At 68.5% G+C, this 14,093-nt stretch carries 13 protein-coding genes and 1 riboswitch; of the genes, 10 read left to right on the top strand and 3 right to left on the bottom strand.

Annotated elements, in window-relative coordinates:
* A riboswitch (cobalamin riboswitch) is annotated at window positions 1-291 on the top strand.
* Between the two features lie 30 nt (window positions 292-321).
* Genes PSK12I2_RS0113335 through PSK12I2_RS0113325 form a run of 3 tightly spaced genes read left to right on the top strand, consistent with a single transcriptional unit; the run spans window position 322 to window position 3,130 of the window.
* The gene (locus PSK12I2_RS0113335; protein WP_027598802.1) at window positions 322-1,338 is read left to right on the top strand and encodes an ABC transporter substrate-binding protein; all 1,017 of its coding nucleotides are present in this window, start codon (window positions 322-324) and stop codon (window positions 1,336-1,338) included.
* Entirely contained in the window at window positions 1,335-2,369 is a 1,035-nt protein-coding gene (locus PSK12I2_RS0113330; protein ID WP_017642949.1) for an iron ABC transporter permease, read from the top strand. The genes PSK12I2_RS0113335 and PSK12I2_RS0113330 overlap by 4 nt, the downstream gene beginning before the upstream one ends.
* On the top strand, window positions 2,366-3,130 hold the full coding sequence (locus PSK12I2_RS0113325) for an ABC transporter ATP-binding protein (protein WP_027598801.1): 765 nt from the start codon (window positions 2,366-2,368) through the stop codon (window positions 3,128-3,130). Before PSK12I2_RS0113330 ends, PSK12I2_RS0113325 begins: the two co-directional genes overlap by 4 nt.
* On the opposite strand, the gene PSK12I2_RS0113320 is transcribed toward PSK12I2_RS0113325, so the two are convergent.
* A complete protein-coding gene (locus tag PSK12I2_RS0113320; RefSeq protein ID WP_027598800.1) occupies window positions 3,115-3,633 on the bottom strand; it encodes a DUF962 domain-containing protein in 519 nt (172 codons plus the stop codon). The two genes, PSK12I2_RS0113325 and PSK12I2_RS0113320, sit on opposite strands and share 16 nt — an antisense overlap.
* Window positions 3,634-3,776: 143 nt before the next feature.
* On the opposite strand from PSK12I2_RS0113320, the gene PSK12I2_RS0113310 reads away from it, so the two are divergent.
* The 5 genes from PSK12I2_RS0113310 to PSK12I2_RS0113290 all read left to right on the top strand — a co-directional run bounded on the left by PSK12I2_RS0113310 (window position 3,777) and on the right by PSK12I2_RS0113290 (window position 9,356).
* Complete coding sequence (locus PSK12I2_RS0113310; RefSeq protein WP_017642952.1) at window positions 3,777-4,631, top strand: IclR family transcriptional regulator C-terminal domain-containing protein; 855 nt, start codon at window positions 3,777-3,779, stop codon at window positions 4,629-4,631.
* Window positions 4,632-4,749: 118 nt separating this feature from the next.
* A complete protein-coding gene (locus PSK12I2_RS0113305; RefSeq protein WP_235389957.1) occupies window positions 4,750-6,126 on the top strand; it encodes an MFS transporter in 1,377 nt (458 codons plus the stop codon).
* 358 nt (window positions 6,127-6,484) lie between these two features.
* Entirely contained in the window at window positions 6,485-7,507 is a 1,023-nt protein-coding gene (locus PSK12I2_RS0113300) for an ABC transporter substrate-binding protein (protein ID WP_256203980.1), read from the top strand.
* The gene (locus PSK12I2_RS0113295; RefSeq protein ID WP_027598797.1) at window positions 7,504-8,562 is read left to right on the top strand and encodes an iron ABC transporter permease; all 1,059 of its coding nucleotides are present in this window, start codon (window positions 7,504-7,506) and stop codon (window positions 8,560-8,562) included. The genes PSK12I2_RS0113300 and PSK12I2_RS0113295 overlap by 4 nt, the downstream gene beginning before the upstream one ends.
* Complete coding sequence (locus PSK12I2_RS0113290; RefSeq protein WP_027598796.1) at window positions 8,559-9,356, top strand: ABC transporter ATP-binding protein; 798 nt, start codon at window positions 8,559-8,561, stop codon at window positions 9,354-9,356. The genes PSK12I2_RS0113295 and PSK12I2_RS0113290 overlap by 4 nt, the downstream gene beginning before the upstream one ends.
* Window positions 9,357-9,381: 25 nt before the next feature.
* Here PSK12I2_RS0113290 and PSK12I2_RS0113285 read toward each other — a convergent pair whose 3' ends face one another.
* A complete protein-coding gene (locus PSK12I2_RS0113285; protein WP_027598795.1) occupies window positions 9,382-11,535 on the bottom strand; it encodes a TonB-dependent siderophore receptor in 2,154 nt (717 codons plus the stop codon).
* 230 nt (window positions 11,536-11,765) lie between these two features.
* On the opposite strand from PSK12I2_RS0113285, the gene PSK12I2_RS0113280 reads away from it, so the two are divergent.
* Window positions 11,766-12,713 (top strand): class I SAM-dependent methyltransferase, encoded by a 948-nt coding sequence (locus PSK12I2_RS0113280; protein WP_027598794.1) that lies wholly within the window; start codon window positions 11,766-11,768, stop codon window positions 12,711-12,713.
* A 102-nt stretch (window positions 12,714-12,815) separates the two neighbouring features.
* On the opposite strand, the gene PSK12I2_RS0113275 is transcribed toward PSK12I2_RS0113280, so the two are convergent.
* A complete protein-coding gene (locus PSK12I2_RS0113275) occupies window positions 12,816-13,037 on the bottom strand; it encodes a VF530 family DNA-binding protein (protein ID WP_027598793.1) in 222 nt (73 codons plus the stop codon).
* A gap of 207 nt (window positions 13,038-13,244) precedes the next feature.
* On the opposite strand from PSK12I2_RS0113275, the gene PSK12I2_RS0113270 reads away from it, so the two are divergent.
* Window positions 13,245-14,093, top strand: a complete 849-nt coding sequence (locus PSK12I2_RS0113270; RefSeq protein WP_027598792.1) for a CoA transferase subunit A — start codon at window positions 13,245-13,247, stop codon at window positions 14,091-14,093.

The raw sequence follows: 14,093 nt of genomic DNA, 5'->3' as shown, positions 1-14,093 counted from the left end.
ATTTAGTGCTTGAATCCTGGTCGCCGCTGGCTCACCCTCGGCGACCTTCCTGTTCCCTGGCGAGAAGCCGGTGCAACTCCGGCGCGGTCGCGCCACTGTGAGTCTTCGAGGTTCCGTACGAAAAGTCGCCGAGCGACGGTCAGGCGAGGCGGAAAAGGCTGAGGAAGCGGAGTTTACGAAACGTAAATGAGCATTCCGAAGCGTTTTCCAACGAAGCATCACCGAGCGCAGGCAATTTTCGTACGGAACCCAGGAGGCGAGCCAGACCTTGCCAGGGACTACCCAACATCCACAAGGGACGCGTCATCCCAAGGAGAGTCCATGTTTCGCCGTCTTCTGCCGCTGATCGCCGCCGGCCTGTTGTCCGTTGCCTCTCTCACCACCCAGGCGGCCACCGCCTATCCGCTGACCGTGCACAACTGCGGTCGTGAACTGGTCTTCGAGCGCGCGCCCCAGCGGCTGGTCAGCCTCGGTCAGGCCAGCACCGAGTTGCTCTTGCGCCTGGGCGTGGGCGCGCGGCTGGTGGGCACCGGCGTCTGGTTCGGCGGCTTGCCCGCGGACCTGCAGGCGGCGGGCAAGGGCATTCCGCGGCTGGCCGACAACGCCCCCAGCTTCGAGGCCGTGGTCGGCACCCGGCCGGACCTGGTGGCGGCCCAGTACACCTATCACGTCGGCCCCGGTGGCGAGGTGGCGGACTTCCCGCGCTTCGCCAAGCTGGGCATCGCCGCCTATGTGGCGCCCAGCGATTGCGAGGGCAAGGCGGTGACCGCCGATTCCAACAGCGATGGCAGCCGCAGCGCGCCCTTCGACATGCAGCTGGTGACCCGCGAAGCCCGCGAGCTGGCGGCCATCCTCGATGTGCAGCCGGCCGGCGAGCGTCTGGTCGCCGACATGGACCGCCGTATCGCCGTCGCGGGCGAGCAGGCCAAAGCCGCCGGGGTGCAGGGCCGCTCGGTGCTGTTCTGGTTTTCCAGTCCGCGGCTGGAAGGGGATCCCTGGGTCGCCGGCAACCTCGGTGCGCCGGCCTGGATCGCCCGGGCCCTGGGGCTGCGCAACGTGGTCGACAGCGCCGAGGAATGGCCGGCGGTGAGCTGGGAGCGCATCGCCAGCCTGGACCCTGACTATATCGTCGTGGCGCGCATGGACCGGCGTCTCTACCCGGCCGATGACGTGGACAAGAAGCTGGCCTTCCTGCGCAGCGATCCCTTGACCCGCGAATTGCGCGCGGTACGCGAGAATCACCTGCTGGTGGTGGATGCCCCGACCCTCAATCCCTCGCTGCGGGTGGTGGACAGCGTCGAGGCCCTGGCCGCCGACCTGGCCAAGCCGCAACCATGAGTCTGCCCCTGGCGGCCGAAGGCGCCCGGCCCTGGCGCTGGCTGCTGGGCCTGGCCGCGGTGCTGGCGCTGGCGGCGAGCGTGGTGCTGGCGGCGTCCTTCGGCGAGATGCCCATCGCGCCCCTGACCAGTCTGCAGGCCATCGCCAACGGCCTCGGCCTGGGGCCCTATCCGGTGGAGCGCATCGTCCAGGGCATCGTCTGGGAATACCGCCTCAGTCGCGCCCTGGTGGCCGCCTGCTGCGGTGCGGGCCTGGCGGTCTCCGGCGCCATCCTTCAGGCGCTGCTGCGCAACGCCCTGGCCGAGCCCTATGTGCTGGGGCTGTCGGCCGGCGCCTCCACCGGCGCGGTGCTGGTGATGCTGCTGGGCGTCGGTGGCGGGGTGCTTGGCGTGTCCCTGGGTGCCTTTCTCGGCGCGGTGCTGGCCTTCGCCGTGGTGCTGCCCTTTCTCGGCAGCGGCGGCAGTACCCGCATCATCCTCGCCGGGGTGGCGGCTTCCCAGCTGTTCAATGCCCTGACCGCCTATATCGTCGCCACCGCGGCCAATGCCGAGCAGGCGCGCAGCGTGATGTTCTGGCTGCTCGGCAGCCTGGCCGGGGTGCGCTGGCCGGATGTCTGGCTGGCCGCCGGGGTGGTGCTCGCCGGGCTGCTGGTGTGCCTGGCCTGCGCCCGGGCGCTGGATGCCTTCGCCTTTGGCGAAGACGCCGCCGCCAGCCTCGGGGTGGCGGTGGGACCGCTGCGCCTGCTGCTGCTGGCCGTCACCGGCCTGATCACCGCCTGCCTGGTCAGCCTGGTGGGCGCGGTGGGCTTCGTCGGCCTGGTGATCCCCCATGTGGCGCGTTTCCTGGTCGGTCCGGGGCATGGCCGGCTGCTGCCCACCTGCGCCCTGATCGGCGCGCTGTTCATGGTGCTGGCCGACATCGTCGCCCGCACCCTGGTGGCCAAGCAGACCCTGCCCATCGGCGTGGTCACCGCCCTGGTCGGTGCCCCGGCCTTCGCCTTCATCCTCTATCGCGCACGGGAGGTCCGATGAGCCTCGCTGCGCGCGACGTGGCCTGGAGCGCCGGCGGCCAGCCGATCCTCGCCGGGGTGACCCTCGCGGTGCCGCCCGGTGGGGTGCTCGGACTGCTCGGCCCCAATGGCTCGGGCAAGTCCAGTCTGCTGCGGCTGCTGGCGGGGCTGCGGCGGCCGGAGGAGGGTAGGGTCAGTCTCGACGGGACGCCGCTGGCCGAGTTGCGCCGGCGCGACCTGGCGCGCCGGGTCGCCCTAGTGGAGCAGCAGGCCGGTACCGAGGCCGATCTGTCGGTGGCCGAAGTGGTGCGCCTGGGGCGTACGCCCCATCGTGGCCTGCTCGATGCTTGGAGCGCGCGCGACGCCGAGGTCTGCCAGCGCGCCCTGGCTCAGGTCGGCCTGGTCGACAAGGCGGCACGGCGCTGGCACAGCCTCTCCGGCGGCGAGCGCCAGCGCGCCCAGATCGCCCGCGCCCTGGCCCAGGAGCCCAGCGAACTGCTGCTGGACGAACCCACCAACCACCTCGACATCCAGCACCAGCTGGAGATCCTCGACCTGGTCCGCCGCCTGCCGGCGACCTGCGTGCTGGCCATCCACGATCTCAACCTGGCCGCGCTGTTCTGCGATCGCCTGGCGGTGCTGCGCGACGGCCGCCTGGTCGCCGAAGGCGCCCCCGGCGAGGTGCTGACGGCCGCGCTGATCCAGCAGGTCTGGGGGGTGAGGGCGCAGGTGACGCTGGACGGTCCCGACGGTCGGCCGTCGATCCGCTATCGGCTGGGCTGACGGCGCCGCACCGGGCCGGCCCGTTCTTCGATCGCCTGCCTGAGCTGCTGGCGACCGCCCAGCCAGAAGACGGCTTCGGTGGCGATGAACAGCGGACCGATGGCCAGGCCGGCCAGGTCGTCGAGAAAGGCCGGCTTGCGCCCCTCGTAGTGGTGGCCGACGAACTGGATGGCCCAGCCGACCAGGAACAGACCCAGCCCCCAGGCCAGCCAGACACCCGTGGTCTGGGCCGCCAGCGCGGCGCCCAGCCAGAGGGCGAGCGCGAGCAGGACGCTCATCAGCAGCCCCAGCGGCCGATCCAGGCGCAGATAGAAGAGCGCCACCGCACCGGCCACCGGCGCCGCGGGTGACAGCGGCCAGCCGGCCAAGGTAAAGACCGGTCGGGACAGCAGGATGGCCACCGCCAGCACGATCAGCAGGATGCCGGGGAAGTGGCTGGCGATATTGCGCGGATCGCGGTGGTAGCTCGCGTACTGGCTGAGATGATCTTCCAGGGTCTTCATCGACAGGCATCCAGGCGGCTGGGCGGGAAGCCTCAGCATGCACCTGGATGCCCCTGCGCGTCTGCGGGTGTCGGCAGAAATGCGATTGCGATAATCGCCCCCTCGCTCGATAATCGATCAAAAGCCTGCCGAGGATAGGGTCGATGGACGATAACCGCACCGCTCACGCCACCGGCCTGCCGCCACTGGCCGCGCCGCCCATCATCGCCTCGCCGGCCAAGCGCATCGAAGCCTTCACCGGCGACCCGAATTTCATGACCTCCCTGGCCCGCGGCCTGGCGGTCATCCACGCCTTCCAGGAGCGCAAGCGCCAGCTGACCATCGCCCAGATCAGCCATCGCACCGAGATCCCTCGCGCCGCGGTGCGTCGCTGCCTGCACACCCTGATGAAGCTGGGCTACGTCACCACCGATGGGCGCACCTATTCGCTGCTGCCCAAGGTGCTGACCCTGGGGCACGCCTATCTGTCGTCGACGCCGCTGGCGGTCACCGCCCAGCCGGTGCTCGATCGCCTGAGCGAGCAACTGCACGAGGCCTGCTCCATGGCCACCCTGGAAGGCGACGAGATCCTCTACATCGCCCGCTCCGCCACGCCGCAGCGGCTGATCTCGGTGGACCTCAGCGTCGGCAGCCGGCTGCCGGCCTATTGCACCTCCATGGGCCGCATCCTGCTCGCCGCCCTGGACGATGCCGCCCTGCACGACTATCTGGAACACGCCGATCTGCAGGCCAAGACCAGCCGTACCCTCTATCAGCCGCCGGCGCTCATCGAGTGCCTGGGCCAGGTGCGCCAGCAGGGCTACGTCATCGTCGACCAGGAGCTGGAGGTGGGGCTGAGATCCCTGGCGGTGCCCCTGAGAGACGCCGCCGGCCAGGTGCTGGCGTCGCTCAACGTCGGCACCCACGCCAGTCGGGTCAGTCGCCAGGAACTGGAGACGCGCTTCCTGCCGGTGCTCCTGGCCGCCAGCCAGGAGTTGAGCACCCGGTTGTTTCACTAGCGAATCCGGTCGATTATCGGCCATATCGCCGATAATCGAATTGTCAGCTGTCTGGGGTTGGGCTTAACGTCGGCGCAGTGGCGCAACACGCCGATAACAACAACACGAGCAGACCACCATGACGCACACCCTCGCGGGCGCCGTGCCCCTGGCCGATTCCTCGGCCACGGCGACAGCCGGCACCCTGGACGTCCAGCAGTTCATCAATCGCCAGGCGCTGTCCGCCTACCAGTGGCGCATCGTCGCCCTGTGCTTTCTCATCGTCTTTCTCGACGGCCTCGACACCGCGGCCATGGGCTTCATCGCCCCGGCGCTGTCGGTGGAATGGGGCATCCCGCGGGCCAGCCTGGGGCCGGTGATGAGCGCCGCGCTGGGCGGCATGGTCTTTGGCGCCCTGGGTTCCGGGCCGCTGGCCGATCGCTTCGGTCGCAAGGGCGTGCTGGTGGTCGCCACCTTCATCTTTGGCGGCTTCAGCCTGCTGTCGGCCTTCAGCAGCAACCTCGAACAGCTGGTGATCCTGAGATTCCTCACCGGGCTGGGCCTGGGCGCCGCCATGCCCAATGCCACCACGCTGCTCTCGGAATACACCCCCGAGCGCCTCAAGTCGCTGCTGGTGACCAGCATGTTCTGCGGCTTCAACCTGGGCATGGCCGGCGGCGGCTTCGTCTCGGCCTGGATGATCCCGGCCTACGGCTGGCACAGCCTGCTGGTGCTGGGCGGCGTGCTGCCCCTGGCGCTGGCCGTGGTGCTGCTACTTTGGCTGCCGGAATCGGCGCGCTATCTGGTGGTGCACGGCAAGAGCGCCGAGCGCATCCGCCGGGTGCTGGCGCCCATCGGCCGCGAAGCCGCCGAGGCGCGGCACTTCGTGGTGCCCGAGCAGAAGTCGGTCAAGACCGGCAACGTCTTCGCGGTGATCTTCAACCGCAGCTACAGCGCCGGCACCCTGCTGCTGTGGCTGACCTATTTCATGGGCCTGGTGATCGTCTACCTGCTCACCAGCTGGCTGCCGACGCTGATGCGCGACGCCGGCGCCAGCCTGGAGCAGGCCGCCCTGATCGGCGCGCTGTTCCAGTTCGGCGGGGTGCTCAGCGCGGTGTTCGTCGGCTGGGCCATGGACAGATTCAATCCGCACAAGGTGATCGGCCTGTTCTATGTCCTGGCCGGCGTCTTCGCCTATTGCGTCGGCCAGAGCCTGGGCCAGGTCGCCCTGGTCGCCACCCTGGTGCTGGTGGCCGGCATGTGCATCAACGGCGCCCAGTCGGCCATGCCCTCGCTGGCGGCGCGCTACTACCCGACCCACGGCCGCGCCACCGGGGTGTCCTGGATGCTCGGCATCGGCCGCTTCGGCGCCATCACCGGCGCCTGGATGGGCGCGACCCTGCTGGGCCTGGGCTGGAGCTTCACCCAGGTGCTCACCGCGCTGCTCCTGCCGGCGGGTCTCGCGGCCCTGGCGGTGCTGATCAAGGGGGTGGTCAGTCACGCCGATGCGACCTGAGAGCCCGCTCCTAATCTGCTGCGCGTCGGCCAAACTGCGTTGAAAAGGCCCTGGGTCGCCAGCCCGGTCGGAATGCTCATTTACCGGGGCTAACTCCGTTTCCTAGGGCCTTCGCCTTGTTTAGCTCTAGCTCGCGAGATTATAAGCGGGCTCTGGGAGCGTGGCGGGCGCTAGGCGCAGGCGCTGCCACCGCGTAAAGTTGCACCCTTTGCATGCGCTGTAATCGCTTGCCTAGAGCAGGTGCAGACGTCCAAGGGGTTCCATGAAAGGTTTCGCTTGTAGCGGGCAGTGGGCTGTCCGGCTGGTAACGCTTATCGCTTGCTTTCTGATTGCGCCGGCCTTCGCCGAGACGCGCCAGGTGACCGACGTCCTCGGGCGCACGGTGACCATCGAGGCGCCGGCCAAGCGGGTGGTGCTGGGATTCCACTATGGCGACTACCTGGCGGTCGGTGGGGAGCAGGCCTTCGACGCCGTGGTCGGTGTCTCCCGTGGCGCCTGGGAGCGCAAGGTGCCGGCCAACTGGGCGCTCAATGTCGCCCACCGACCTTCCCTGGCCAGCCTTCCCGATGTGGGCGAGACGGAAAACAACAGTTTCTCCGTGGAAAAGGTGCTCGCCCTCAAGCCGGATCTGGTGGTCCTGGCCGCCTGGCAATTCCAGGCGCTGGACAGCGAGGTCAAGCGCCTGGAACAGCTCGGCATCCCGGTGGTGGCGATCGACTACAACGCCCAGACCCTGGAGCGCCACCTGGCGTCCACCCGCCTGCTCGGGGTGATCACCGGCCAGGAGGCGCGCGCCAACGAGCTGGCCGACTTCTACGCCAAGGTGGTGCAGGACATCCAGACCCGCATCGCGGCGGCTCATCGCCCGAAACCGCGGGTCTATGCCGAGTTCGGCAACAAGGGCCCGGCCGAATACTCCTTCACCTATGGCCGCAACATGTGGGGCGCCATGGTCACCCTGGCCGGTGGCGACAACATCGCCGCGCCCTTCATCCAGTGGTGGGGGGTGATGAATCCGGAGCAGGTGCTCCTGGCCCAGCCGGAGGTCATCTTCATCTCCGGGCGCGAGGACAACAGCAATCCCTCCGCCTTGCCCATGGGCCCCGGGGTCACCGCCGACGACGCCCGCAGCCACCTGCGCGCCTTCATGCAGCGACCGGGCTGGGCCAATCTGCCGGCGATCCGCGACGGGCGTCTCTATGGCGTCTACCAAGGCGCCTCGCGCAGCCTGGAAGACTTCGCCATGCTGCAATTCATCGCCAAGCAGCTCTATCCGGATCTGTTCCAGGACGTGGATCCGATGGCCAACTACCGCGAGTACTACCGCCGCTACATGCCGATCCAGCCCGAGGGCACCTTTGCCATAGGCCTGACGCCATGAGCGAGGCCGCGAACGCCAGCCACGGCAACGCCATCGCCGAGCAACGCGCCCGCGAGCGCCGCCGCTGGCGGGCCTGCGGGGTGTTTCTGCTGCTGACCCTGGCGGGTCTGGTGCTGGACATCGCCACCGGGCCGTCGCTGCTCTCGCCGCTGGAAGTGCTCAAGTCGCTGACCGGGCTCGGCGAGCGGCAGCCGATGACCGACGCCATCGTCCGTGACCTGCGCCTGCCGGTGGCGCTGATGGCGCTGGCGGTGGGCGCCGCCCTCGGCGCGGGCGGGGCGCAGATGCAGACGCTGCTCAACAACCCCATGGCCAGTCCCTACACCCTGGGCATGGCTGCCGCCGCCGGCTGTGGCGCCGCCCTCAGCCTGGCGCTGGGCAGTTTTGGCCTGGGCGCGCTGATCGGGGTGCCGCTGGGGGCCTTCGCCTTCGCCATGCTGGCGGCGCTGTTTCTCTTCGCCCTGGCCTCGCTCAAGCGCACCGGCAGCGACACCATCATCCTCGGCGGCATCGCCCTGCTGTTCCTCTTCCAGTCGCTGCTGTCCCTGGTGCAATTCCTCTCCTCGCCGGAGCTGTCGCAGCAGATCCTCTTCTGGCTGTTCGGCAGCCTCGGTCGCGCCACCTGGACCACCCTGGCCATCGTCGCCGGGGTGACCCTGCTGTGCTGCCTCCTGCTCCTGCGCGATGCCTGGAAGCTGGCCGCGCTGCGGCTGGGCGAGGCACGGGCCGAGAGCCTCGGCGTCAATATCCGCCGGCTGCGCCTCAAGGTGCTGATCCTGGTGGCGGTGATGACCGCCACCGCCACCAGCTTCGTCGGGGTGATCGGCTTCGTCGGCCTGGTCGCGCCCCATATCGCCCGCTGGCAGGTGGGCGAGGACCAGCGCTTCCTGCTGCCGCTGTCGGCCATCTGCGGGGCCCTGATGCTGTCCTTCGCCTCGGTGCTGTCCAAGTCGATCCTGCCCGGGGCGCTGTTTCCGGTGGGCATCGTCACCGCCATCGTCGGGGTGCCCTTTCTGCTCTGGCTCATCTTCGCCCCCCGCAGGTCCAGCCCATGATCCGCCTCCAGGACCTCGCGCTGAAGCGCGGTGATCGTACCGTCATCTCCGGACTCTGCACCGAGCTGCACGCGGGGCAGGTGCATGTGATCCTCGGCCCCAACGGCACCGGCAAGACCACCCTGCTGCGCGCCCTGGCCGGTGACCTGCCGCTGGCGGCCGGCCGGATCGAGCGCGGCGCCAGGCGGCTGGTGGCGGGGGCTTCGCTGCGTGGTCAGCGGGACGGCTGGCGCCAGGGCGTGGCCTACATGCCCCAGGATTCCCATGCCGAGGCGGCGCTGTCGGTGCTGGAGACGGTGGCCATGGGCAGCCTGGAACGGCTGACCCTGCACCTGGACGATGAGCTGCTGGAACGCGCGTTGGGCAAGCTCGACGAGGTGGGCATCGGCCATCTGGCCTCGCGCCAGCTGGGCGCCCTGAGTGGCGGTCAGCGGCAACTGGTGTTCTTTGCCCAGGTGCTGATGCGCGAACCCGAGGTGATGCTGCTGGACGAACCGGTCAGCGCCCTGGATCTGCGGCACCAGATCAACCTGCTCGATCGCGTGCGCCACGAGACCCGCCTGCACCAGCGGGTGACCGTGGTGGTGCTGCACGACCTCAACCTGGCCTGCCAGTACGCCGATTCGCTGCTGGTGCTGGTCAACGGTGGCCTGCTGGCCGCCGGCCGACCCGCCGCCATCGTCACCGCCGACCTGCTGGAAGCCACCTACGGCGTGGCGGTGGACATCCTCCACGACCGCCAGGGCCGCCCGGTGGTGCAGCCGCTGACCGGTCAGGCCTTCAGCGAGGCCTGACCGCGGAGCTGCAGAGGGTAGGGCGTCAGAAGGTGTAGGTGAAACCGGCCTGCACCGTACGCGGCTCGCCCGGATAGCTGTAGGCGTTCCAGGAGCTCTCGTCGTAGCCCTTGTTGAAGACGTTGCGCACGTCCAGGTTCAGCCGCAGGTGCTCGTCGACCTTGTAGAAGCTCAGCAGGTCGGTGACCGTGTAGCTGTCCATCGTGTAGTCGCTGACCGCGGTCTTCTGGCCTTCGCGCTCACCCATGTACTTGAGGTTGGCGCCCAGCCCCAGGCCGCGTAGCACGCCGTCGTGGAATTCGTAGACGTTGAGCAGGTTGACGGCATTGCGCGGGATGTTGGTCAGGCGCGTGCCGCGGGCCAGGGTGTTGTCCTTGGTGACCTCGGCATCGGTGAAGGCGTAGCCGCCGAGGATGCGCCAGTTGGGCGTCAGGTCGCCAGTCAAGTTGACTTCGAAGCCGCGGCTGCGTACCTCGCCGGTAGCGACGTTGAAGGTGGGTTCGACCGGATCCGGGGTCAGGACGTTTTCCTTGACCGTATGGAAGATCGCCGTGTCGACGCTGAGGCGGCCGTCCAGCGCCGCCCACTTCATGCCCACCTCGTAGGCCTTGCCTTCTTCGGGATCGAAACCCCCACCTTGGAACGCCGCGCCGGTGTTGGGCTTGAACGACTTGGAGGCGCTGGCGTAGAGGGCCAGTTCCGGGGTGAGGTCATAACTGACGCCCAGGCGCGGGGTGACGGCGTTCGAGTCCTTGCTCCAGTCACCGGTGACAATCCGTCCGTTAGCGAGGACCTGGGGTGGCATCTTGTTATCGTAGTCGTGCTCGAAGCGCTCCAGGCGCACGCCACCCAGCACCTTGAGGCGCTCGGTGAGGGCGATCTGGTCCTGCACAAAGGCGGCCCAGGTCTTGAGCGTCTCATGGTCGTGGGTGGCAACGCGGGTCAGGGCGGGGCGCGGCTGACCCAGGACCGGATCGACCAGATTGACCGGATAGACGTTGGCGCCGCCGGGGGAGCGCTGGATGATGGAGCGGTAGTCATAGTCTTCCACCTCGATCCCGGTGATCAGGGTGTGGCCGAGGCCAAAGGTGTCGAAGCGACCGGTCAGGTTCAGCTGCAGGTCGCGATCGCTCCATTCCAGCTTGCGGTAGTTGAAGTTGCGACCCAGGGTCACGCCGTCGGCCTGCACGCCATTGGCTTCCACGGCATTGCCCTTGAGGCTGCCGTCGAGGTACTGGAAGCCGCCGGCCAGGGTCCAGGCGTCGTTCAACTGGTGCTCGAAGCGCAGCTGATAGGCCTCGCTGTCGTTGTGCAGCAGGTTGGTGGTGCCCTTTTCCCAGGCATTGGTGGAGCGACTGGCTTCGGCGCGCTGGGTCAGGTAGTTGGTGCGGCCGCGGTCCAGCGGGGCGTTGCTGCGGATGATGTCCGCCTCGAAGGTGATAAGGGTGGCGTCGGTGGCCTGCCAGCTCAGCACCGGGGCCACTTCGTAGCGCTCGTGCTCGACATCGTCGCGGAAGCTGTCGCCACCTTCGGCGATCAGGTTGAGGCGATAGGCCAGGCGGCCGTCTTCATCCACCGGGCCGGTGGTGTCCAGGGTGCCGCGCCGCAGGCCCTGGTCGGTGAACTGGCTGCCGAGGGTGGTCTTGCGCTCGCCCAGCGGCTGCTTGGTGACCACGTTGAAGGTGCCGCCCGGATCGCTGCGGCCATAGAGGGTCGCCGCCGGGCCGCGCAGAACCTCGACCCGCTCCAGGGTGGCGGCATCCGGCGCGCTGGGATAGCCGCGATTCATGGGGAAGCCGTTGCGGAAATACTCGGAGCTGGTGAAGCCGCGCACCGTGTAGCTGGTCAGGCCCTGGCCACCGAAGTTGTTGCCACGGCCGACGCCGCCGGCCTGGTCCAGCGCCTGCTGCAGGCGGGTGGCGGAGAGGTCGTCGAGGGCCTCGCGGGAGACCACGCTCACCGACTGGGGCGTCTCGTGCAGCGGGGTGTCGGTACGGGTCGCACTGCTGGAACGTTCTGCCTTGTAGCCCTGTACCGGACCGGTTGGCGATTCGGCCGCGCCGACGATGGTGAGATCGGACAGCGCCTGTGGCGAGTCTTCCGTCTGCTCCTGGGCATGACCGGCGAGGGGGAGGGCACAGAGGGGCAGCAGATAGAGAGCAGGGACCAGCCGGCGCATTGTTATCGTCCTGGGGTTGGGGAGGCGGATTCTAGAGCGGGTTACAAACTGGATACAACTGCGAGTCGTTACCGCCTGAGACATATTTTCATCGGACTGGTCGGTTCGCTGGCGACGTCCGGCCCGGGTGTCCGCGCCGAGTCGCCGGCAGACGGTTACCGCACTCGCTGCGGGAGGCGGGGCCGGCGCTTTTGCCGTAGCATGCCGCTCCTTTGCCGTCGTGACCGCCCATGAATACCGCCACCCTTGCCCGCCTCTCCGAGCTCCTGCTTACCGCCCTCGCTTCGCCGCCCGCCGAGGCACGCCGACTGGTGCATGGACGTGGCCGGCTGCTGCCGGGGCTGGAGCAACTCACCGTCGACTGGCTGGAAGGCGTGGTGCGGGTGGGTTTGTTTCGCGAATTGCCCGCGGCCGAGTTGGAGGCCCTGCGCGCCACCCTGACCGCCCTGGGCGTGACCCCGGTGTGGATGGCCAGCGGTGCCCGTAGTCTCCTGCTGCAGCATCGCTATCGCCTGGATGCCGCCAGCGAGGCGCTGATCGGCGCGCCGGTGGGCGAGCATGTCATCCACGAGGACGGCCTGAAGTTCGGCCTGGACCTCACCCGCCACCAGAACATGGGGCTGTTCCTCGACATGCGCCTGGGCCGCCGCTGGGTGCGCGAGCAGGCCGCCGGTCTGCGCATCCTCAATCTGTTCGCCTACACCTGCGGCTTCTCGGTGGCCGCCCTGGCCGGCGGCGCGGCCCAGGTGGTCAATCTGGACATGGCCCGCGGGCCCCTGACCCGCGGCCGAGAGAATCACCGACTCAATGGCCATGACCTGGGCAAGGTCAGCTTTCTCGGTCACGAACTGTTCAAGTCCTGGGGCAAGGTACGCAAGCTGGGGCCCTATGACCTGGTGATCGTCGATCCGCCCAGCTTCCAGCAGGGCAGCTTCGCCCTGACCAAGGACTACGCCCGCATCCTGCGCCGCCTGCCCGAACTGCTCACCCCCGGCGGCCGGGTGCTGGCCTGCGTCAACGACCCCGGCGTGGGCGCGGATTTCCTCATCGCTGGCATGGCCCAGGAAGCCCCCGGACTGGCCTTCGTCGAGCGCCTGGCCAATCCACCGGAATTCGCCGACGAGGATCCCGAGGGCGGACTCAAGGTGCTGGTGTTCCGGCAGGAACAGGCGTCGTAGTTTGGATTGAGCGCAGCGAAGCCCAACGGTGCCCGGGTTCGGCTCTGGCTCGTTGGGCTTCGACGGTGGAGCCGTCTCAACCCAACCTATACCGGGCCAGGCTCAACCCTGCTTGGGCAAGCGCCGATAGAGCTGTTCGACCTTTTCCCGTGCCCAGGGCGTGCGGCGCAGGAAGGTCAGGCTGGACTTGATGGAGGGCTCATGGGTGAAGCAGCGCAGCGGGATGCGCCGCCCAAGTTCTTCCCAGCCGTGATGCTCCACCAGGCGGGTGAGCAGGGCTTCGAGGGTGATCCCTTCCAGGGAGGCGCGGGGCTTGTCGGACATCGGCAGGGCTCTGGGTGAGGGCAGGGCAGTGTAGCCGCTACGACGCCGCGCTGCGCAGCGAAGCGGTCGCCCGCCTGCGGAACGATGCTGTTCGATAATCGAACTGTTAGTCGATTATCGGATTGTTTGCGCCGATGGGGCTTTGTAGTCTGACCCCAGACCGCCGCACCGGGCGGCGCCGACAACAAAGACGCGAGTCGACAATCCATGGCCCAGATCCTGTCCCTGAGCGAAGCCATCCAGCGCTTCGTCCACGATGGCGAGACCGTCGCCCTCGAAGGCTTCACCCATCTCATTCCGACCGCCGCCGCCCACGAGCTGATCCGCCAGAACCGGCGCGACCTGACCCTGGTGCGCATGACCCCCGACCTGGTCTACGACCTGCTGATCGGTGCCGGCTGCGCCAAGCGGCTGATCTTTTCCTGGGGTGGCAACCCCGGTGTCGGCTCCCTGCACCGGCTGCGCGATGCGGTGGAAAAGGGCTGGCCGCACCCGCTGGAGATTTCCGAGCACAGCCACGCGGCCCTGGCCAATGCCTATGTCGCCGGTGCCTCCAACCTGCCGTTCGCCGTCCTGCGCGGCTACCAGGGCTCGGACCTGGCCAAGGTCAATCCGGACATCAAGTTCATCGCCTGTCCCTTCACCGGCGAAAAACTGGCTGCTGTGCCCAGCGTGCGTCCGGACGTCACCGTCATCCACGCGCAAAAGGCCGACCGCCAGGGCAACGTGCTGATCCAGGGCATCCTTGGCGTGCAGAAGGAAGCGGCCCTGGCCGCCCAGCGCTGCATCGTCACCGTGGAGGAGATCGTCGACGACCTCCAGGCGCCGATGAACGCCTGCGTGCTGCCGACCTGGGCGCTCAGCGCGGTCTGCGTGGTGCCGGGCGGGGCGCATCCGTCCTATGCCCACGGCTACTACGAGCGCGACAACCGCTTCTACCAGGCCTGGGATCCGATCGCCCGCGATCGCGACACCTTTACCCAGTGGATCGACACCTACATCCGCGGTACCGCGGACTTCGCCGCCTTCCAGGCGAAGCTGGCTGCGGAGGCCTGA

Origin of the sequence: Pseudomonas sp. MOIL14HWK12:I2, assembly GCF_000510745.1 — a bacterium.
GTDB lineage: Bacteria > Pseudomonadota > Gammaproteobacteria > Pseudomonadales > Pseudomonadaceae > Chryseomonas > Chryseomonas oryzihabitans.
This window is presented reverse-complemented; position numbering and strand designations above follow the sequence as displayed.

What these genes read in the sequence shown, in the direction of transcription:
- PSK12I2_RS0113285 (WP_027598795.1), bottom strand. Translation starts at nt 11,535, where the DNA reads ATGCGCCGGCTGGTCCCTGCTCTCTATCTGCTGCCCCTCTGTGCCCTC.
- PSK12I2_RS0113335 (WP_027598802.1), top strand. Translation starts at nt 322, where the DNA reads ATGTTTCGCCGTCTTCTGCCGCTGATCGCCGCCGGCCTGTTGTCCGTT.
- PSK12I2_RS0113275 (WP_027598793.1), bottom strand. Translation starts at nt 13,037, where the DNA reads ATGTCCGACAAGCCCCGCGCCTCCCTGGAAGGGATCACCCTCGAAGCC.
- PSK12I2_RS0113325 (WP_027598801.1), top strand. Translation starts at nt 2,366, where the DNA reads ATGAGCCTCGCTGCGCGCGACGTGGCCTGGAGCGCCGGCGGCCAGCCG.
- PSK12I2_RS0113290 (WP_027598796.1), top strand. Translation starts at nt 8,559, where the DNA reads ATGATCCGCCTCCAGGACCTCGCGCTGAAGCGCGGTGATCGTACCGTC.
- PSK12I2_RS0113280 (WP_027598794.1), top strand. Translation starts at nt 11,766, where the DNA reads ATGAATACCGCCACCCTTGCCCGCCTCTCCGAGCTCCTGCTTACCGCC.
- PSK12I2_RS0113305 (WP_235389957.1), top strand. Translation starts at nt 4,750, where the DNA reads ATGACGCACACCCTCGCGGGCGCCGTGCCCCTGGCCGATTCCTCGGCC.
- PSK12I2_RS0113270 (WP_027598792.1), top strand. Translation starts at nt 13,245, where the DNA reads ATGGCCCAGATCCTGTCCCTGAGCGAAGCCATCCAGCGCTTCGTCCAC.
- PSK12I2_RS0113295 (WP_027598797.1), top strand. Translation starts at nt 7,504, where the DNA reads ATGAGCGAGGCCGCGAACGCCAGCCACGGCAACGCCATCGCCGAGCAA.
- PSK12I2_RS0113320 (WP_027598800.1), bottom strand. Translation starts at nt 3,633, where the DNA reads ATGAAGACCCTGGAAGATCATCTCAGCCAGTACGCGAGCTACCACCGC.
- PSK12I2_RS0113310 (WP_017642952.1), top strand. Translation starts at nt 3,777, where the DNA reads ATGGACGATAACCGCACCGCTCACGCCACCGGCCTGCCGCCACTGGCC.
- PSK12I2_RS0113330 (WP_017642949.1), top strand. Translation starts at nt 1,335, where the DNA reads ATGAGTCTGCCCCTGGCGGCCGAAGGCGCCCGGCCCTGGCGCTGGCTG.